The organism is Pontibacter sp. GD7, assembly GCF_058216375.1.
In genome coordinates, this window is the sequence record NZ_JBYZMP010000011.1 from 26,804 (window position 1) to 46,965 (window position 20,162).

19 protein-coding genes are annotated in these 20,162 nt (G+C 46.6%); 10 read left to right on the forward strand and 9 right to left on the reverse strand.

The features are described from left to right. Positions 1–15: 15 nt before the first annotated feature. Entirely contained in the window at positions 16–1,794 is a 1,779-nt protein-coding gene (locus AC4BAP_RS15710; RefSeq protein ID WP_490583621.1) for a glycoside hydrolase family 3 protein, read from the reverse strand. A gap of 249 nt (positions 1,795–2,043) precedes the next feature. Between AC4BAP_RS15710 and AC4BAP_RS15715 the strand changes: the two genes are divergently transcribed. The 5 genes from AC4BAP_RS15715 to AC4BAP_RS15735 all read left to right on the forward strand — a co-directional run bounded on the left by AC4BAP_RS15715 (position 2,044) and on the right by AC4BAP_RS15735 (position 5,988). Further along, complete coding sequence (locus tag AC4BAP_RS15715; protein ID WP_490583622.1) at positions 2,044–2,874, forward strand: rhomboid family intramembrane serine protease; 831 nt, start codon at positions 2,044–2,046, stop codon at positions 2,872–2,874. Next, complete coding sequence (locus tag AC4BAP_RS15720; RefSeq protein ID WP_490583623.1) at positions 2,864–3,625, forward strand: TVP38/TMEM64 family protein; 762 nt, start codon at positions 2,864–2,866, stop codon at positions 3,623–3,625. The genes AC4BAP_RS15715 and AC4BAP_RS15720 overlap by 11 nt, the downstream gene beginning before the upstream one ends. A gap of 298 nt (positions 3,626–3,923) precedes the next feature. Then, a complete protein-coding gene (locus AC4BAP_RS15725) occupies positions 3,924–4,427 on the forward strand; it encodes a hypothetical protein (protein WP_490583624.1) in 504 nt (167 codons plus the stop codon). A gap of 80 nt (positions 4,428–4,507) precedes the next feature. Next, the gene (locus AC4BAP_RS15730; RefSeq protein ID WP_490583625.1) at positions 4,508–5,365 is read left to right on the forward strand and encodes a potassium channel family protein; all 858 of its coding nucleotides are present in this window, start codon (positions 4,508–4,510) and stop codon (positions 5,363–5,365) included. A 59-nt stretch (positions 5,366–5,424) separates the two neighbouring features. Continuing rightward, a complete protein-coding gene (locus AC4BAP_RS15735) occupies positions 5,425–5,988 on the forward strand; it encodes an HD domain-containing protein (protein ID WP_490583626.1) in 564 nt (187 codons plus the stop codon). Positions 5,989–6,098: 110 nt separating this feature from the next. Here AC4BAP_RS15735 and AC4BAP_RS15740 read toward each other — a convergent pair whose 3' ends face one another. Beyond that, positions 6,099–6,293: a hypothetical protein gene (locus AC4BAP_RS15740; RefSeq protein ID WP_490583627.1), complete on the reverse strand. Its 195-nt coding sequence runs from the start codon at positions 6,291–6,293 to the stop codon at positions 6,099–6,101. A 225-nt stretch (positions 6,294–6,518) separates the two neighbouring features. On the opposite strand from AC4BAP_RS15740, the gene AC4BAP_RS15745 reads away from it, so the two are divergent. Continuing rightward, positions 6,519–7,478, forward strand: coding sequence for a sterol desaturase family protein (locus AC4BAP_RS15745; protein ID WP_490583628.1), 960 nt, complete (start codon positions 6,519–6,521; stop codon positions 7,476–7,478). Between the two features lie 31 nt (positions 7,479–7,509). Here the strand turns inward: AC4BAP_RS15745 and AC4BAP_RS15750 are convergent, their stop codons facing one another. Both AC4BAP_RS15750 and AC4BAP_RS15755 read right to left on the reverse strand, forming a co-directional pair. After that, entirely contained in the window at positions 7,510–7,953 is a 444-nt protein-coding gene (locus tag AC4BAP_RS15750; RefSeq protein ID WP_490583629.1) for a DUF4890 domain-containing protein, read from the reverse strand. Positions 7,954–8,060: 107 nt separating this feature from the next. Continuing rightward, a complete protein-coding gene (locus AC4BAP_RS15755; protein ID WP_490583630.1) occupies positions 8,061–9,110 on the reverse strand; it encodes a nucleoid-associated protein in 1,050 nt (349 codons plus the stop codon). Positions 9,111–9,348: 238 nt separating this feature from the next. Between AC4BAP_RS15755 and AC4BAP_RS15760 the strand changes: the two genes are divergently transcribed. After that, the gene (locus tag AC4BAP_RS15760) at positions 9,349–10,026 is read left to right on the forward strand and encodes a porin family protein (protein WP_490583631.1); all 678 of its coding nucleotides are present in this window, start codon (positions 9,349–9,351) and stop codon (positions 10,024–10,026) included. Between the two features lie 71 nt (positions 10,027–10,097). Here the strand turns inward: AC4BAP_RS15760 and AC4BAP_RS15765 are convergent, their stop codons facing one another. Both AC4BAP_RS15765 and AC4BAP_RS15770 read right to left on the reverse strand, forming a co-directional pair. Then, positions 10,098–10,796, reverse strand: a complete 699-nt coding sequence (locus AC4BAP_RS15765; RefSeq protein WP_490583632.1) for a response regulator transcription factor — start codon at positions 10,794–10,796, stop codon at positions 10,098–10,100. Between the two features lie 259 nt (positions 10,797–11,055). Further along, positions 11,056–13,125, reverse strand: a complete 2,070-nt coding sequence (locus tag AC4BAP_RS15770; RefSeq protein WP_490583633.1) for a sensor histidine kinase — start codon at positions 13,123–13,125, stop codon at positions 11,056–11,058. A gap of 260 nt (positions 13,126–13,385) precedes the next feature. On the opposite strand from AC4BAP_RS15770, the gene AC4BAP_RS15775 reads away from it, so the two are divergent. Next, positions 13,386–14,504, forward strand: a complete 1,119-nt coding sequence (locus AC4BAP_RS15775) for a T9SS type A sorting domain-containing protein (protein ID WP_490583634.1) — start codon at positions 13,386–13,388, stop codon at positions 14,502–14,504. Between the two features lie 64 nt (positions 14,505–14,568). On the opposite strand, the gene AC4BAP_RS15780 is transcribed toward AC4BAP_RS15775, so the two are convergent. Then, complete coding sequence (locus tag AC4BAP_RS15780) at positions 14,569–14,796, reverse strand: hypothetical protein (RefSeq protein ID WP_490583635.1); 228 nt, start codon at positions 14,794–14,796, stop codon at positions 14,569–14,571. Positions 14,797–14,927: 131 nt separating this feature from the next. Between AC4BAP_RS15780 and AC4BAP_RS15785 the strand changes: the two genes are divergently transcribed. Both AC4BAP_RS15785 and AC4BAP_RS15790 read left to right on the forward strand, forming a co-directional pair. Beyond that, positions 14,928–15,680, forward strand: a complete 753-nt coding sequence (locus AC4BAP_RS15785; RefSeq protein ID WP_490583636.1) for a DUF547 domain-containing protein — start codon at positions 14,928–14,930, stop codon at positions 15,678–15,680. Between the two features lie 99 nt (positions 15,681–15,779). Then, on the forward strand, positions 15,780–16,145 hold the full coding sequence (locus AC4BAP_RS15790) for a hypothetical protein (RefSeq protein WP_490583637.1): 366 nt from the start codon (positions 15,780–15,782) through the stop codon (positions 16,143–16,145). A gap of 30 nt (positions 16,146–16,175) precedes the next feature. Here AC4BAP_RS15790 and AC4BAP_RS15795 read toward each other — a convergent pair whose 3' ends face one another. Then, a complete protein-coding gene (locus AC4BAP_RS15795) occupies positions 16,176–16,586 on the reverse strand; it encodes a response regulator (RefSeq protein ID WP_490583638.1) in 411 nt (136 codons plus the stop codon). Between the two features lie 3 nt (positions 16,587–16,589). Beyond that, positions 16,590–19,943, reverse strand: a complete 3,354-nt coding sequence (locus AC4BAP_RS15800; RefSeq protein WP_490583639.1) for a PAS domain S-box protein — start codon at positions 19,941–19,943, stop codon at positions 16,590–16,592. Positions 19,944–20,162 lie beyond the last annotated feature (219 nt).

Consider the following 20,162-nt stretch of genomic DNA (forward strand, 5'->3'; position numbering starts at 1 on the left):
GTAAGATACCTGTTGCTAAGGGCTGGCTGCCAGCGACTTTTCTTTACTGATTCCATCGCCGTAGGTGAAGTGCCTGTTTACGGTAACCGGCAGTTTGCCACGGGCCGGTATTTTGCCAAATAGTAACCTGGCAGCTGCCTCCTGCGCGTGGTAATGTGGTTGGTATGCCTGGATCAGAACACGGCTTTGCTCAAGGCCTGGAAATTGGTTTATGGCGTAGGCATTATCAAAAAGTATAACAATGGCTTTGTTTGATAAGGCAAGTTTCCTTACCAAATCAGTGGCTGGCTTTGTGTAGCCGAGGTTGTTGCTGGGACTGATGCTTGGGCCGTACAATGCTACCAGCACCACATCATACTTCGTGAGTTTTCGCCAGAGTGCGTCTGCTTCCTTTTTGCCTGCCTTTCTGGAAATCACAAAGTCTGTGGTGCGTATTTCTTCCTTTACCAGCCTCTGAAACGTGCCTGTTTTCACTAGCCCGAAGCTGACAGTTGCCACGCTAGTTCTTTTACCGGGCCTAAAGGGCAAGGTCCTTTTTTTGTCTACCAGTAGGGTAATGGCGGCCTCGGCTAAGGCACGGTTTATACTATCGGCCTGTCGGGTATTCAGGTCTGCATAAAGGTTGTCCAGGTCTATGGGTTTATACTTATGCAGCCCCAGCCACTGCTTTGCCTTTAATACACGCTTGCATTTTTCGTCAATTTCCTGCTGGCTAAGGTAACCGTCTGCCACAGCCTGCTTTATGGCTTTTATTGCCTTTGGTACGTTCTCCAGTCGTTCTAATATGTCGTTTCCGGCTATCAGGGCTTTGGCTTCGGCCTCACCGGGCTCAAAGTATTTTGTAACGCCTTTCATCACCATGGCATCCGTAAACACAAGCCCTTTATACTTCAGGTCGCGTTGTAGCAGGCCCTTTACAATGTTTGGCGAAAGGGTGGAGGGGAGGTATGGCGTCGGGTCTAGTTGCGGTATGTGCATGTGTGCCACCATCATGCCGCCAACGTCCTGCTTTATGAGTTCCTGAAACGGGTAAAGCTCGATCGAGTCAAGGCGTGCCCTGGTAAAAGGTATAATGGGCAGGTCGTGATGAGAATCTACGTCTGTGTCGCCGTGCCCCGGAAAATGCTTAGCAACCGCAATGATGCCGTTATCCTGCATGCCCTGCATAATAGCGAGGCTTTTTGCGGTTACATCCTGTCTGTTTTCGCCAAACGCGCGGTAACTGATGATGGGGTTTTTGGGGTTGTTGTTTATATCGGCAACGGGGGCAAAGTTAATGTGCATGCCAAGCCGCTTAAACTCTCCGGCTATCTGTGCGCCCATACCATAGATAAGGCCATTATCGGCCACGGCACCCAGCATTTGCTGATACGGATAGTGTACTGTACTGTCGAGGCGCATGCCCACGCCGGTTTCGGCATCCATCGAGATAAATAGTGGTACTTTGGAAGCTGCCTGGTATTTATTCGTGAGTTTTGCCTGCTGCATGGGCCCACCCTGGAAATAGATCAGTCCGCCAACTTTATACTTCGTGATCAAACGCATCACGTCTGCCTCATACTTTTCTCCACGGTTCGAGAAAGCCTCAACGATCATCAGCTGTGCAATACGTTCATCGGGTGTTAAGGAATAAAAAACAGAGTCTACCCAATAGCTTTCCCGTTCTTGCAGGGCATCAACCAAAGTGGCGGCACGCACATAAGGGCTACGGACAGGCTCATATTCTGTTACAGCACCGGCAAACGTCTGCTTCTGTGTATCTGTACCCTCACATGAAAACAAAAGCCAAGGCATTAACAACAGTAGTTTGCCCAGGATATTTTTTGAGATCCTGCAGGATAAAAATGGAGTCAGGTAAAACATGATCTTCAGAACACCGCACCTGGCAGCGTTATGGTTTAAGTTTGTAAAATAGTTCTTATATGGTAGGTTAGTTTTAGAGGTTGCAAGTATAAATACGAGAATTTGGGCTTTAAAGCTGTAATAAGGGTTGGCGGCTTTTGCACTTTACACTATATTGTTGATGAATTAAGGCTGAACTGAATGGAAAATAAGCTTACCGGTAAAGAACTGTATACTTCGGAAAACGAGAAGGTGATTTTTGCCTACAGCTTTCTCCCGGGAGCCCTTTTTGTGGCCTTGCTTTGCCTGATCAGCCTTTTAAGCTACCTGTTTCATGCAGACCTGCGCTGGCTGGGCATTCAGCCCCGTAATTTTTTTGGCCTGATAGGCGTGGTTACCAGCCCATTGGTGCACGGCGATCTGTTGCACTTGCTTTCCAACTCTTTTCCCCTGATACTGCTCTCTGGGTTTATACTTTTCATGCACCGGAAAGTGGCCCTGCATGTTATTGTGCTGGTGTATGTGCTTAGCGGCATTCTAACCTGGTTTATTGGTCGGCCATCTTACCACATTGGGGCAAGCGGCGTTGTGTATGGGCTGGCTGGTTTCTTGCTGTTTAATGGGTTTCTGAGGCAGAACCGCAGTGCCATGGCAATTTCTCTGGTCATACTTTTCCTGTACAGCGGGCTTTTTTACGGACTGCTGCCCACCGAAGAGCGAATTTCGTGGGAGGGGCACATAGCGGGGTTTGTGGCCGGCCTTGTGGCGGCGCTGGTTTACGGCGAAGGGAAGATCGGAAGACAGAAAAAGCCTGTTTACCTGGAGCCTGACGTGGTGCAACGCCATGTGAGCAACACATTCGGCATTAATTACCGGCATATGCATATCAGCTATAAAGTGCATGAGCAGGAAAATGAGAAAAGCCATTATTATACGCTAAACACCACTACCGGCAAAGCAGCCGCACCAACCAACTCAGCTAATGTTTCGTCTAATAAGATGCATTTAGACAGAACAAGGAATGAAAAATAGGCATACAGACAGACAGGAAGAAACCGTAGTAAGGAAACACAGCTACGACGAAACCATTGAAGATGATACCAGCACCGGCAAGCAAAGCAAATGGCCGCTTTACATCACGCTGCTTCTAATTGCCGGGCTTGTAGCTTCCTATTTCCTTTTTCCCGGTTTCCAGCAGGAGGTGGATAACAGTTGGGCTATACTTACCAGCGGCGACAAGCAGCGCATTTCGGAATGGGTTAGCCAGTTTGGTTTCTGGGGACCATTTTTCATTATACTTGCCATGATCGCACAGATGTTCCTGCTGGTGATCAACGTGGTGGCCCTGATGTTGGTGGCCATTATTGCCTACGGGCCGATATGGGGAACGCTGATAGCCGTGGCTGCCGTATTCGTGGCCTCCACCATTGGCTACCTTATCGGCCGGTGGGTTGGTGAGGCGGGAGTTTCAAAACTGATAGGGCGCAAAACAGAGCGAAAAGTAACCGGCTTTGTTGACGAGTATGGGCTATGGGCAGTCATTATTGCGCGTATCTCACCCTTTCTTTCAAACGACGCCATCAGCTTTGTGGCAGGGCTTGCAAAAATGAATTACTTCCGGTTTATAGGTGCCACGCTGGCCGGCATTGTGCCGCTTGCCATTCTGCTTGCCTGGCTTGGCGAAAACAACGAACGCCTCAAGTCCGGCCTCATCTGGGTATCCGCAATAAGTATTGCCGCCTTTGTAGGCTACGTTATCTACGACAAATACTTTAAGAAGTAAGCCAGAAGTATGGCCTGCCTAAAAGCAATGCAAGTATGGATTTCTATAAGAAACAATACTTCACCGGCTAAATTTTAACTTATACTATAAGCCTGTAAAAGGTGCCCAGTAAAATTGCACAACAATAGCTAGATGCGGTTATATATCAATTAATAATTAGTAAAATTATATAAGACATTAAATAAATTAAATTTATTCGAATATAGCGAAATAACATATTTTGTAAAACCATTCTTGAGAGCCATCGTTTAAGCCTGTTATTATTACCTAAATCGATGTTTCACGAAATGGACTGCTTATGTTTAGGATCAAATTACTGGCAGCCATGCTCTCAATGACAGTAGCAATGGCTGAAGAATTTTCCTTTTTTACTGCTGAATCCCACGCACCGAAAATCGAAGAGAAAACAATGGGTTGGCCCCCTAAAGATGAAAACCAGACAGACTTAGATTTACCCGCTTCTTCAAACACCATTACCGTAAAGGCTTCAATCTACCATCCGGAGCCGAGCCAAACCGACGACACCCCTTATATCACTGCGGATGGCTCCCGCATAAACAAGCGAAATCCTAAAAAACACCGCTGGATCGCCGTATCCAGGGACCTGCACAGCAAGTGGGGCGGAGAACTTAGCTTCGGCGACTCACTGTGGGTAACAGGCATATCGGACGACCTGGACGGCGTATACATTGTAAGAGATGTTATGAACCGCCGGATACACAAGCAGATAGACCTGCTGGTAGGAAAAAAGGACCGCATTATGGGCTTCTGGAAGAATGTACAGATAGCCAAGTTAGACTGATCGTCCGGTTTTCCCGCTACTAAACGAACAGGCACAACACCCGTACCCTATGCAGGTAAGTAAGGCCGTAGCAGTTGGCCATGTTACTGAATGCACGCATGGGAGAAAGAAACCTTAGAAACAAAGCCGGTAAACGCCTCCTGAACCGGGAGCGTTATGAGTTGCTGAACAGGCTGCAGGATGCCCTTGAAACACCGCTGGTGGTGCTGGGCTTTATCTGGCTGGTACTGCTTGTAGTGGAGTTTATCTGGGGCTTAAATTACTTGCTGCAACTGTTAAGTATAGCCATCTGGGTAATATTTATACTTGACTTTGCCGTTAAGTTTATACTTGCACCGCATAAGCTCAATTTTCTCCGCAGCAACATCCTTACTACCATCTCCCTGATAGTTCCTGCCCTGCGGGTGTTCAGGATCACCCGGGTGTTTCGGGTTGTCAGGTCTGTGAGAGCTGTAAGAGGGCTGCGCCTGGTAAAGGTAGTAGGCTCTATTAACAGAGGGATGCGCAGCCTGGGCAAAACCATGCAGCGCCGGGCCTTTGGTTATGTAATTGCCCTTACCCTGCTGGTGATAGTGGCCGGTGCGGCGGGCATGTACGCCTTCGAGCGGGAGCATGGCCTTGACTCTTATGGAGAGGCACTCTGGTGGACAGCAATGCTGCTCACATCCATTGGTAGTGAGTATTTCCCGGTCACACCCGAGGGCAGGGTGCTATGCCTGTTGCTTGCCTTGTATGGCTTTGCCGTGTTTGGCTACGTAACGGCCACGCTAGCCACGTTCTTTATCGGGCAGGATGCGGAGAACAAAGATGCAGAACTGGCAGGAGCAAGCCAATTAAAAGAGCTGCACAGAGAGTTACAACAACTGCGGTCAGAACTGAAAGCATTTCGCATGGATTCTACCCGTTTACCCCCCGATCAGGATACACCCCAGGTATAAATGCACTTTGTGTGTTCAGGTAAATTAGATATCTTACATTACTAAATCTATACTTTATCATGAAACGCCAGGAAGCCAAAAAGATTTTATTCAGCATGACAAGCAGCGAAAGCCTGTTACGCCATGCCCGCACCGTAGAACTTGTGATGGAAGCTTATGCCAACAAACTCGGTGAAGACACTGAGAAATGGGCTGTTGCCGGTTTACTGCACGATGCGGATTATCAGGCTTACCCGGAGCAGCACCCCAATGTGATCGTAAAATTGCTACAGGAAAAAGGAGAGGAGGAGATTGCCCACGCTATTTCGGCACACTACACAAAATGGGGCAAAACCTATGATACCTTGCTGGACAAAGCGTTGATTGCCTGCGATGAAATTACAGGGTTTATTGTTGCCTGCGCACAGGTAAGGCCGCAACGCCTGGATGGACTGGAGGCAAAATCCGTGATCAAGAAACTGGGCCAGAAAAGCTTTGCCGCTTCCGTGGACCGCGAAGAAGTAGCAAAAGGTGCAGCGCTTTTTGAGGTGGACTTAAAAGAACACATCAGCTTTATCATAGAAGTCCTGCAACAGCACCAGGAGGAACTGCAGTTGACGCCACAGGTTACCAGCCAAAACTAATCCCGAAAGTATACTTTAGCTTCTGCTTAATAAGCTGGTTATAAGTTACATAATTTGCGAAAGATGCTACCCGGCTGCGGCAGCATTGAAACCACATTATGCGGCAGTCCTTACGTTGTGCTGTAGTGCTTTAAGATCTCCAGGCCTTCCTTGTCGTTATCAGCCTCTACCACTTCATCGATTACATACTGTACTTCCTGCTCGGTCCAATTCTCTTTTTCAGCGGCCTTTACAAAAATATCCAAAGCGGCAAACCGGGAACCCTGGGTGGGCACATTCGTTCTGATTCTCTTTCTGATGTTCATATACATAGCTATTGACTTTACAAAAGTATGAATTCTCCTTTTAACAAACCCTCCAAATCGAATGCCAGTTTTTTTAGCTTACATACTTGCCTGCCTGGCTATGGTAATCAACCTGTTCACTTGCAAATGACACGTAATTTAATGCTGCAGTAGGGGCTGGGGCTAACTTCTTTGCTTTAATGGCCGTTTGATATGGCTATAAACCCAAAGCCCTGATTTAGCTGAATGGATAAAGAGAAAATTACCCTGGAACAACTCCGCGGACTTGATGACCTGACAGTGCTGCATTATGCTATCCCTGTTATCATAGTGTCGGTGGTGGTGGAATGGCTGGTGGGGGTTTATAAAAAGCGTGATTACTACCATACCAAGGATTTTTTCGCAGCCCTGGCCATAGGTGCGGTTAATTCATTGTTGGGCGGGGCACTCAAGATCTGGCTGTTTGCGGTGGCTATGGTGGTTTATAACCTGGTGCCCTGGGCAGTGCCGCGGGTTTGGTGGGCGTTTATACTTTGCTTTTTCATCGTGGACCTCTGCAGGTACTGGGCACACCGTATATCCCATGAGCAGCGTTTTTGGTGGGCAACCCACGTTACGCACCACTCCTCCGAAAAAATGAATTTCTCCGTATCTTTCCGCACCGGCTGGACGCAGCATATAAAATTCGTGTTCTTTTTGCCGGTGCCCTTTGTTGGCCTGGACCCGTTCACTTTTTTCATCTGCCACCAGGTAGCGGTGTTTTACCAGTTCTTCGTGCATACCGAATTGGTCAAAAAGCTGCCAGCCCCCATAGAGTATTTCTTTGTTACGCCTTCGCACCACAGGGTACACCACGGCTCCAATGCAAAGTACCTGGACAAAAACTACGGCTCTACCTTCATCATCTGGGACAGAATGTTTGGTACATTCCAGAAAGAGGAGGAGCACCCAACCTATGGCCTCACCAAACCTGTCAAGTCTTTTAACCCGGTATACCTGGTGTTTCATGAGTGGGTGGACATCTGGAACGACCTGAAACATGCCCGCACTTTAAAAGAAGTATGGGGTATACTTTTTAAGCCACCGGGCACAGTAGTTACCGATTTTCAGCGGCGGCAACTGCTGGCACCGGAGCAGCAACTTATAAAAGAAGCGCTGCCCGAGAAGCTGGAAACAGGGCAGATTGGTGCTGCAGGTGCCGCATAAAAAAAGCACGGCGGGTGCCGTGCCTTGTGTTTTAGTAGCTTTCCTGGTATCGGGTAGGGTTTTGGTGCCGTTGGCTGGGGTTGGTCTTGGCCTCATTTGGCACTCCCATTTTCTCTTCACGGCGGTCCTGGTACTGCTGAAACTGCACCGGGGTAAGCACATCCTTTATCTGCGATAACCTGGTCTGGCTGATGATGTCGATCTGCTTAACCACCATGCGTGGGTCGTCTTTATACTTTGCCTTTGCTTCCTCAACCTGCTGCATACCGGTCAGGTTAATTGTTTTTATTTTAGCAGCTTGCTGTGGCGTCAGGTGCAGGTGCCTGGCCATACTTGCCGTCATTTCATCGGCGCGTTGTTCCAGTGTTTTTTCAGCGGGGGCCTGGTTAGCTGCTTTCGAATTGGCTGGGGCATTCTGGGCAAAGGCCGCGCTGCCAGCAAAAACAAATACAAGGGCTACAAATATTCTTTTCATATTGATTTATACTTTACTATTGCTCTGTGAGCAAGTATCGTTCCTGATTGTGATTAGGGTTGAGGTTTTTCTAACACCAGCCGCCAGGCTATAGTTTCTGGTAAACGTTAGCTTTCGCTGTAAAAGTATACTTTGTAAAAGTGCATGCCGCGTTCCTGGTCAAAGCCACGCTCTACGTACTGTTCGCTTTGCTCGGGGTTATAGCCACTAAACTTTATCTCTATTTGCGTATCCAGCTTTATAAAGTTACGAAACTTGCGTTTCATGTTCTTTACTGTGTTCTTGTTGATCGTGAAATCCGTGAAGCCTTCTATGTCGCGCTCTTCGGCGTAGGACTGGCTGTAGTTCATAAAGCGTTCCTTGGTCTCTGGCTCATCTATCACGCTGCTGGTAAACTCATCCAGATCAAAGGTCTCGCTTTTAGAGAAGTAGTCTACTGAGCGGCTGATGAAGTCTACCTGCGCTTTTTTACTTTCTTTCTGGGCAAACACCTCTTCCGAGAAATCCTTGCAAAGATTCAGCACCGCTTTAGTGTTAAAGTTGGTGTCCTTTAGCTCAGTCACGTTCAGAAAATCCTCTTTCCAGAAGGCTGCATCGTAGCTGTTGGCATCCACAAGCTTCACCCGGAAGCCATCCTCAGCCTCCGTGTTAAAGATCATGCAGCCCTTGTCAACGCCTTTTAGGTTTACGCCAAAGTGGTAGTTCACATTCAGGTCATCCGCCTCATCCTGGATCGTTAGAAAGGTGTCTTTGTTCTCCGACTTAAATATTCCTACCGCATCCACAATATCATCTGCCATCAAACAGCCGGAAAAATGCACCACATACAGCTCCCCGCTTTTAACCTTCGGGTGGTCCGATTGCTCGTACAGGTGGTTCAGGATATGCACCGAGTACTCATGAAACTTATCGGGCTGTGTGAAAATTAAGGCCGCATAGGCAAACATCTCGTTCAGGGCCAGGTCGGAGGTGTGCGTGAAACGGAAAAACTCTTCCTGCTTGAACGGTGATAAAAAGTAGTTCAATAACAGGTCTGATAACTGCTCATCGCGCAGGTCAACCAGTTCTTTCGATACCAAAACGCCTTCTTCCTTTGCTTTATTTCCAACCCTGTGCACGGCCAGTTGCTTTAGCCGCACCTGTGATCTGTCCTTCATAATGCTTAACCTATTTTATAACCACAAAGGTATGGAATTGAGGCCTAGCAAAGTATAAATCTGCTTCAATCTCTGCTGTTTATGGGTTTTGTTTTAGGTACTGTTTTGATAATCAGGTAATTGCGTGGATGTGTGGAACTTTTTTAGAATTAGGCCATACTTTTGGCATGGTTTTTCCATTAGGCAAGAGCAAGCAGCGCAGCTTACTAAACCAGACGGAACCATAAAGATTATTACCATGAAAAAGATATTTCTACTTATAGCTGTCGCATTAGGCTTTATCGCAACAAAAGTAAATGCGCAGCAAAATCCGATACGATTTGGCGTTAAAGCCGGTGTAAACCTTGCAGAGTGGCAGGGCGAAACAGTAAACAGTGCCCAGGACCTTTTTGATATGACGAACGGCTCTGTGAACCGTAAAATGCGCGAGGGCTTCCATGTGGGTGGTTATGTAAGTATACCGGTTGCCCCTGGTTTTGAGATTGAGCCGGGGCTGCAGTACTCGCAAAAAGGTACACGCCTGATCGGTAAAATTCCGATCGAGGAAGTGGAGTTTCTGAACGCTAATTTAACGCTTACCAACAAAGCCGAGTACCTGGACATGCCGATCCTGGCAAAAGTATATATAGGAGAGGGGTTCCATATCTTTGGCGGTCCGCAGGTGTCTTACCTGATCTCCAATAAATTACAGGCTGAAGCTGGTGCACTTGGCTTTAAAGCCCTGAACAGGGAGTGGGACATGAAAAGCGGTTTCAGAGAAGTGGACTTCGGTGTGACTGGTGGCCTTGGCTACAGATTCCCGAGTGGCTTTAACATAAGCGCCGGCTACGACTACGGCTTGAATACAATTGATGACAACGGCAGTTTTGAGACTTTTAACCGTGTTATCAAGGCTTCAGTAGGCTTTACCTTTTAAATAAGTTGAACGGATAATTTTTGTTTTGGTGAACGAAGACAGGTTGCTACCAGTGGTGGCAGCCTGTTTTTTTATGGTGTTACCCCGTTCTGAGCGCAGAGCCTGTATCCCCGGCCATGTATATTGATGATTTCGACAGTAGGGTCGTGGCGGAGGTATTTGCGTAGTTTAGCTATGTACACATCCATACTTCTGGCCGTGAAGTAAGTATCTTCGTGCCAGATCTTCTCGAGGGCAAGGTCACGGGGCAATACATCGTTCAGGTGCTGGCACAGCATTTTCAGCAGCTCCGCTTCTTTAGGGGATAGTTTTTCTGAGTCGCCGTGCCGCGAAAGTATGCGCAGGTTCGACTGAAAACGATACTGCCCGATTTCAAAATCAATTTGCTCTTTCTGTTCTGTCAGGATAGGAGCTTTTCTGTTCAGCACGGCTTTTATCTTGTAAAGCAGCACCTCGGAGTCAAAGGGTTTGGTTATGTAGTCGTCAGCACCAAGCTTAAAGCCTTCCACCATGTCTTCCTTCATGGCTTTGGCGGTCAAAAAGATCAAGGGTACTGCAGGTTCCAGCTTCTTGATTTCCCGGGCAAGTGTAAAGCCGTCTTTCTCAGGCATCATCACATCCAGAATGCAAAGATCATACTTGCCCTTGCGGAAGGCGGCAATACCCAGGCAGCCATCTTTGCACAGCGTTACAGTATAGTCATGCAGTTCCAGGTAATCGCGCAACACTATACCAAAATTCGGGTCGTCCTCGGCTAGCAGTATGTTCATGCTTTAAATTTTTGATTGCTAATTACTTAACTCATTTGTGTTTAACCCACCCCTAAAGAGCTGCGCTCGCTAACTCAAAACTCTCGTTTTGGCTAGTCCAGAGGAGGGGAATTTAATTACACTTTTGTTAGAATCCCCTCTTGAGAGGGGCGTAGGGGTGTGTTTACACCTGCCTGGTTATCGTATATCGAAACTTGAGTAATTAAATTTTGGAACCACTCATCCACTCATTCACTCATTCACTCAATCACTCATTCACTCATTCACCCAAAGGCAGGAATATCTCAAACCTGCTTCCTTTGCCGGGTTCGCTTTTGAGGCGCACGTTGCCTTTATGTGCATGCACAATGGCCTTTACATAACTCAGGCCAAGACCAAAGCCTTTTACATTGTGCAGGTTGCCAGTTGGCACCCGGTAAAACTTGTCGAATACGCGCTGCTGGGTTTCTTTGCTCATGCCCATGCCTTTATCTTCCACGGCAATCAGCAGCCCACCGTCCAGGTTTTGTGTTTCCAGTTTAATTTCCGGGGAGGCAGGGGAATACTTATTGGCATTATCCAGCAGGTTACAGATCACGTTAAACAGGTGCACCTCATCCAGGCGCAGTTCGTGATGCCTTGCATTTAACTGCATGTGTATCTGGCCAAGCCGCTCTTCCACTTGCAGGCGTATACTTTCAATAGCCTTGGCCGCAAGTATGTGCACGTCAACTGGTTTAAAGTTCATCTTAAAGTCGTTCTTCTCCAGTTGGGCAATTTGCAGTACGTTCTCTACCTGGGCATTCATGCGCTTGTTTTCCTGCCTGATGATGCCGGTGTAATGCTTTATCTTTTCGGGGTGCTCGTAGATCTTGGGATTCGCAATGGCATCTGTGGCAAGGGAGATGGTGGCGATCGGAGTTTTAAACTCATGCGTCATGTTGTTGATGAAGTCATTCTTCATCTCCGACAGCTTTTTCTGCTTGTAAATTATATGAATGGTGGTACCGAATGTGGCGATCATGACCAGCGTAAACAGCGCCGACAAAGACATCATGCCCCACAAGGATTTCATGGCATAGGCGCGGCTATCGGCAAAGTATAAACCCAGGTGGTCCGGCTTCTCAAATATGTCGTTCGGGAAGAGGCTGGCTTTGTACATGGGCTGCCTGTTCGGCGTCAGCGCTGCTACATTGTGCACGGCCACCGTGTCTGACTTACCTGAAACGACCCAATATCCAAAATCAAGGTTAATGCCTTTGTTTTCGAGTTCGGCTTGTAACAGGTTTGGTAACGCTTCCAGGTTAAGTCGTTTCTGCAGCGGCTCATCCTTAACCACATATTCCACCACCATTTTCTGTACTACATCGTTCAGTTTGTCTTTCTTTAGCTCTATCTTACTGATATCCGATAAAGTTGGCTTGCTGATCGGCAGTTTAGCAGGTTGTATGCTTTTTTTTGCAGCAGATGTACTGTCATGTTTTTGCCTGAAATAAACGTTATGCCTGCCTGAAAGCGCTTTGGCGTGGGCTAAGTTTCTGTAAATAAACTTTTTGTCGGAAATCTCCTGCGGCTGCTCTCCGGGTTTAAGCACATACTGAACCCAGGCAGGAACGGGTTTTTCGCCACCCTTTTTCTTAAGTATAAAAATACTGTCATTTCTGATGTCTACAGAGGCGATCTCGAAAGGCGAAGTATTCTGTAATAACTTATTTTTTTTCATCAGGCTATCGAGCCGGAGAGCAACAGTTCTAAGCGTATCCACCGAAATTTTCACGGGGCGGTTATACAGCCTTAGCAATTTTATGGAGTCCTGTGCTTTCTCTCCTTGCTGTGTATCTCCTTTTCGAATAAACGCAGCCTCCAAGGGCTCTCCTTTAGCCTGAAATACCCGTTGGAAATGAGCCATGCCATTATCTTCTGCCAATGCCTGCAAGGCTATACTTATCTGCACCGAATCTGAGTTGGAAAATTTGTAACGATGGTAGCGTTTTGGAGAAGGCTGTTCCAATGTTTGGGCTTCGGCAAATGGCTTCTCAGGCTGTTTGCTTACAGGTTTTAGTTTCTGTGAGGTCTTGGCTGAGTTTGCGTTAGCTGAGGTGGTTTGCTCCGGGGCCTTGGTTTTGAGGGTATCGTTTTGCAGCGATGCCATCTGGTTAGCCACCACGCCAGCTGCTTCCTGTGTTTCCAGTTTAGCCACCACTCTGGTAAGCGCCTCATTCACGCTACGGTCAAACTCAGCCTGCTTTACCTGTATGGCGTCATTTATCCAATAGAGCTGCAGCCCCACCACACCCAGCAGGGAAATGCTCATCAGCACCAGAACGCCGTTAATTATATTCTTACTCACTTAACAAATTTATACTTTTAACCTGTTACCTGCCCGATTTTAACTTTTCTTTAACGGTTTTTAACTCAATTTAACTTTTTCTGGCATTAAATATAAGTGCTTGCATACTATATACTTATACAGGTCATACTTTCCGGGAATGGCAGCACTGCGGCATTTGGCAACTTTAACCTTTCTTTAACATACTTTAACGAAGCCTTAACTATACCCGGCTTTCTATACCCGTACCTTTGAGTATCATCAAAAACAACATGGGTACTATGGATCTAATCACAACACTACAGCATGTAATCAAGTTTATTATTGGTCTTCTGTTAACATTACTGCCTTTTTACAATGTGGCGGCACAGGATGCGTCCAAAAAGATCAGGTTAAAATATATTGAAAATATCAATGGCGTAGAGACCGTAAAAGACACGACCATAACCGTTACAGACAGGGCTGCACTGCTGCAAAGTATAAAAGGGCTAAAAATTGATACAGCTGCTTTGCACAAACTGAACATGTCCGTTACCATACTGTCTGATAGCCTGCGTGTAAGGGCATTAGCGGGCAGCAAAGCTAACATATACAAACTGAGCGAGATGCCAGAAGGGGTTGAGAAGATGATTAGGCTTGAGCTTAAGAACGGTGAGCAGCGTGATAAACTTATAAAAGCCTGGAAACAGAAAGAACTGAAAGTGCTTTCTTCGGACAGCTTGCGCCTGATCACAGTTGAAAAAGATATTACAGGTGATGCGCACCAGCTTTATATTCTCAAAAAAGCAAAAGATCAGGTTAGGGCAAACGGTACTTACAAACTATTACAGCAGGACAGCCTGCATGCTGCAAAGGTAGAACACATCTACATCAGGAGAAAAGCAGGAGATGCTGACTCGTTGATTATTTTGAAGAACGGTAAGACCATGTTCAAAGGTCTTGCCAGCGACAGTGCAGGGAATGTGCATGTGTTCAGGTTTGAGGGCGACGGCCACAAAAGCCTAAAGTTTGATCATGCTGCTCATCCGGGTAAAACGATAACCTTTATTGTTAAAAAGGTTACGGTACAAGACATGACGGAAGCAGACATCTCAGCGCTGAAGAATACAGGCGCGCCTGTTGAAACAAAAGCCAAAGAAGCACTGGATCTGAAGCAGATAGATTATTACCCGAACCCCAACGAGGGCAAATTTAACCTAAGGTTTACTCCGGAAGACAAAGGCACTACAGTAGTAAGGGTGCTGAACAGCAGGGGGCAAGAAGTATTCGTGGATACCGCCGAAAAACTGAAGGGAGAATACAGCCGGGAGATCGATCTTAGGCCATTTGGCAAAGGGCTATACTTTCTGCAGATACAACAGGGCAAGCGCTACTACACTAAAAAGATACTTGTTAGATAATTGATTAATGTGAAAATGGTTGAAAGGCCCGCAAAGCATTTGCGGGCTTTTTTATGCGCTTATCTTAATGGTGGTGATGGTGGTCGTGGTCGTCGGGTTTGCTGTTGAAGTTGGCAATGGCACCAAGCGTAAAGAATACAGCCCAGCAGGCATAGAGGGCCACAAAGTTCTCAATGCTTTTATTGATGAGCAAAAGTATGACATGTGCCACCAGCGTCATCACAAACCCCGTGGCCGCCACAAACTGGTAAGAGTTCATCTCCCTGGGGTCGTATATTTTCGATAATTTCATGTTTTGGCAATTAGTATACAGCACTAACGATTTAGGGCCGTGAGTGGTGCCATAAACCGAAACTTTTAGGCAAATATAACAGGTTCGGTGCAGTTGTTGTTATGTTTAAAGCAATCCCATACTTTCATGTCATGATCAGATCTTTGCTATTATTCCTTTTCTTCGGTTTGAACGCTACAGCGGCTCTGGCTTCCCAAAAAGTTTCAGAAATCCATCAGCAAAAGCAGCAAACCGGTTTTTATGACTCTGTAACGGAGCTGTTGCAGCAAGTTGTAAGCAATGGGCAGGTAAAGTATAGGCTGTTGCAAAAGGAAAACGATAAACTGGACAGGCTGGTAAAGCAGGTGGCCGCTTATGACCTTAGCAGTGCAAGCCCCTCCGAGAAAAAGGCCTTTTATATAAATGCCTACAACCTGCTTGTGCTAAAACAGGTGATGGAGCACTACCCTTTAAAATCAGTGATGGATATACCGGGCTTTTTTGACAGGCAAAAGTATAAAGTGGCAGGAGAGGGGCTCACCCTGAACGAACTGGAGAACAAAAAGCTGCGTGCCCCTTATAAGGATGCGCGTATTCACTTTGCCCTGGTTTGCGCCGCAAGGTCTTGCCCGCCGCTACTAAACAAAGCTTACACACCGCAGCAAGTAGAAAATCAACTGGAGTCCCAAACCCGGTTAACTCTGAAAGACCCGTCGTTTATCAGGGTGTTGCCCCAGCAGAGGCAGGTACAGGTTTCGGAGATCTTTAAGTGGTACGAACCGGATTTTCTGGCAGAAGCGGAAAGTATACTTTCCTACATCAATAAGTATAGGGTAAAGCCTGTGCCACAGCAGTATAAACAGGGATATTATACTTATGACTGGTCGCTGAATGAGGTGAAATAACGAGTGGTGTTAGTGGGTTTAATATGTTAAGTAGCTTGCTTTAAACTGAACACCTGCTTTGGTGCAGCGTATAAACAACAGTAACATAAAATTATAACCATGGCTACTAACAAAGAAGATAAAGACAGGGAAAACCTTGAAAACATAAACAGTGATTACAAAAAACGCGTGTCGATGGGCAACCACCCAGACCCGTCTGCCAAACGCAACATCGGACCAGGTGGCATAACAGAAAGGCCCGGCCAGAAAGACAAACTGCAAAACCTCAAAATAAAAGGCGATGAAACTTCCGGGTATGGTGGCAACAACCCTAAAAGCGTGGAAGAGTTTGCCCAGGGGCCGGGTTTTGAGTATGAGGGCAGCGACACCGGTATGGACGACGATGTTTCAGGTATCAGAAGGGGAGACCAGCCTTTCGGAAAAGACAAAGAAAAACCAGACGACGCGGATTACAGTCGCCGCTAAGTAAAAAGGGAGCCTAAAAGCTCCCTTTTTCTATTCAACAATAAATTCTTCTCTGATAATGGCCAGAATTTCCGGAGAAAGTGGTTTTGAGAAAAAATCCTTAACTTCCTCATGGCTCTTGGCGCAAATAATGTCTTTTCGGTCTACGGCTGATGACAGCATAAACAGGCTGCAGCGATTTGTTACTTGTTCAGGCAACTTTCTGTACTCTTTTATGAATGTCCAGCCATCCATGCCCGGCATGTTAATATCCAGAAAGATCAGGTCGGGGAAATTTTCCGGATCATTCTCGCTTACCTTTTTTAGATAATGTAATGCATCCTGAGCCCACTCAAAGCTTACCACTTCATCTGCAAACTTCTCACTTTTAATGATACTTTCACAAACAAAGTTGCTCACCTGATCGTCATCAATCAAAACAACCCTTCTCAATGTATTCATTTTCTACGACTGGTACTTTAAATACACTTTAAAATTACTCCCTAGGTCCGGCATACTGTCTACTTCAACCTTCCCTCCCAGAAGCTCAGCCTGGGTTTTAACTAAGTGCAGTCCAATACCTTTCCCTTCCTTGTTATGATGGAAACGTTTATAAAGGCCAAAGATTTTATCCCTGTTCTGTTCAAGGTTTATTCCCTGTCCGTTATCCTGTACTTCAAGACAAATATAATCAAGTACTTTGGATGTTTTTAGATATAATTTCAATTTTCTGTCATCTGCACGGTATTTCAGTGCATTGGTCACCAGGTTTAGCATGATGCTGTACACATAGCTGCGTACGGCAACAATATCCGGCGCATCATTAAAGTCCCACTCAATATCAGCCTCTTCCAGTGCTTCGGTGCCGGACACACTGGCTAAAATGTGCTCCAGGGTCTGTTTAAAGTCAACAGTTTCCTTACTTTCTTCCACACGTGTCCGGATAGCCAGGATTTCGTTCAGATCCCTAATGGTGCTGTCAAGTAGTTGGGCCGACTTGGACAGGTTATCGATAACCCGCTGGTTTAAAAGCGCGTCAGGCCTTCTTTTGTCATAAATAGAGGTCAGGCCCATAATGTTGGCAATCGGCGCCCTCAGGTTGTGCGAAACAATGTAGGTGAACTGCTGCAAGTGGTGGTTTTGCTTTTGCAACTGCTCCGTGAGCACCTGCCTGCGGCTTTCTTCCTGCTTTTTATCGGTTATATCTGTGGCTGACCCGTCAATTTTATGCACTTTCCCGTCGCTATCCAGCAAAGGAGAGTAACGCAACTCGATCCACCTGATCTCGCCTGTTTTGGTAACAATACGCAATTCGTGCTGTAGCCTGGTGGCACTTCCCATTGATTCTTCAATAGCAGCCATCAAAGGTATAAAGTCATCAGGGTGTATGATCTCTGCCCATTTTTCACGGCTGCCGATCACTTCGCTCTCGGTGTATCCGGTTATTTTTTGAACCTGAGGGCTTACATAAAATACGTTAAGCTGTGCATCGGCCGAGAAGATGATTTCCGGGATGTTTTCCAGCGTGGCCTGTAACTTTTCCCTGGCGTCACGGGCTTCCTGCTCTTTCTGCTTCAGCTCCGATATATCCTGTGTTGCACCTGCAATTTTTACGACCTGACCCTCGTGGTTAAAGATCAACTCGCCAACTGTGTGCAGGTACTTAACCTTACCGCCCTCCAGCAAGATCTTGTGATCGAACGCAACCCCTGACTTATGGAGCAGCGCCTGACGAATGTGAAGGGTGGCAATCTCCTCCTCACCAGGGTAAAACAGGTCTTTTACAACGTTGTAACCAAACGGCCCTATTTTAGGCGACAGTTCATAGATCTCATACAACGAGTTGGAAGCCGTAAACAGCTTCGTGCTAAAGTCATACTCCCAGCTGCCCAGTTTAGTGAGTGCCTGTGCCTTCGTTAGCTGTGCTTCGCTCTTCCGGATGGCCTCTACAATGTTGCGCTGCTCTGTAATATTGGCGATGCTCAGGGCCACGGCCACTACCTGGTTGTCCTTGCTGATGGCTGGTTTATAGGCAACCTCATACCATTTTCCGGCGTTTCCTGTTTCGAAAACGATCTCACGCCCTTTCATGGCATGGGCATGGTCTTCTCTCAGTTCAGGTAACAGACCAATGTCTATCAGGTGAATGAGTTGCTGCCCGGTCTTCAGTTTTACATCTTTGGTGTCCCGCACATACTCCGCCGCTATTCTGTTAAACGACATCACTTTCAGGTCGGCATCTAACAGGAAGATCGCTTTCTGGGAGCTGTCCAGCAGGGCCCTTAAGTTGGCCTCGTTACGGATAAGCTCTTCCTGAGCGTCTTTCTGGCTGGTAATATCGATGAATGTGCCATTCCACTGCACGCTGCCATCTTCCCGTTTTGTAGGAAGGCTATGCCCACGCACCCACAGGTATTTTTTCTGCTCGGCCTGCCACACTCTAAACTCATGCACCCATGGTTTTAAGGTCCTGAACGATTCCAGCGTGGTTTTCTGTATTCCCTCCAGGTCTGAAGGATGTACATTCTTATAAACTATAGAAGGCCTTTCGTAAACTTCTTCCGGGCTTACCCCATACAGCCGTTTTATACTGTTGCTGATAAACGGGAAGCTATACCTCAGTTCCTTTGTCATTTGAAACTGGTAAACCGCACCGGGTATACTAGAACTGATCTCACGAAGCTGTTTTTCGTTTCGCTCGATCTTTTCGATGGCATTGTACTGCTCTTCCACATTAACTGCCACCACCAAGCGGGGTTTCATGTCTTCCTCTTCAGGCAAGGCATGGGCATGGATCTCCGCCCTGAACTCGCTTCCGTCTTTACGCTTATGCTTTATGTTATGGAAAACGTTGTGTTCCTTAGGGTTCGGTAATATGGCCGTGAAATAATGCTCCAGATCGCTCTCAAGCTTAAGGTCAGAGATCTTGAGTTTGAGGAACTCCTCCTGGGTATAGCCATACTCCGCCGAAGCCGCATTATTGGCCTTGAGAATGTTTAATGTGTTGAAATCATAAATTAGGATAGGCAGCGGGTTGCTGTCAAACAGGGTTTTGTAGATATGCTGGCTTTTGTACAGCTCATTCTGCAGTTCCTGTCTTATCTTGATCTCATTGCTCAGGTTCAGGTTTTCCTGCTTCATCTTCTTAAACAGGTACTGGATCAGGAAGATTGTACTGATGGAGCCTATCAGAACCAAAGCAAGTATGATTTCCTGGTGCCGCGCAAAGTTTGCCAGCAGGTGCGAAACATGGGAGTCGCGCTGGTCTGCCACTTTCTGGAAATTGCTGCTAAGCTTGCTCAGGTACTGCTGGTGAAGTTTGTCCTGAGGCACCAAATACGTTTCGCTGTAAAGTTGCGCCCCGTTCAGGCGGCCACTGCTAACCAGTGCCACAATGCTGTCAGAGTGTTTGTAGTAGAGTTTGCGGTGCTCGATCAGCTTTTTCAGGATCTCTTTGTTCTCCTTCAAAACAATGAGAGAGTCCAGTTGCCTGATGAGGGAGGTATTGACATCATGCTCCTGCTTTAGCTGACCGATGAGCCTGCTTTTGTCTTTTATGTCCGGGGAGGTTATATGTGCGATGATGTTGCGGAGGTTGTCTGTGTTCAGGTGCAGCTTATTTACGATCTCCAGCTTTTCTATCGTCTTAGAAAGGTGCAGGCTATAGTTCTTCTCGATCTCACGCGCACCCACAAACGAAACTGTGCCCACACCAACCAATAGGGCAGCAAGTACTGTAAACATGATAATAACCAGGTTTACAGTATAGCCACGTGAGCCTTTAAAAATAAGGCCATTATCTTCAGGGGAGCTATACATTTTCTTGGGCTAAAAGTTCTTCCGGGTTTTGTCTGTCAAGGTAATTCAGAAAACCTGCCAATCAAAAGCCAGTTTCTATTAAATTATAAAAAAGCAGTTTTAGTTCCGACTGCTGTCTTTAAAGTGCTATGGGAATCTGAAAATAGTACTATGTTAAAACACGGAATGGCGTAATTTAAAGAATATGCAACGGATACGCGTAATTATGTAACAGGAAGG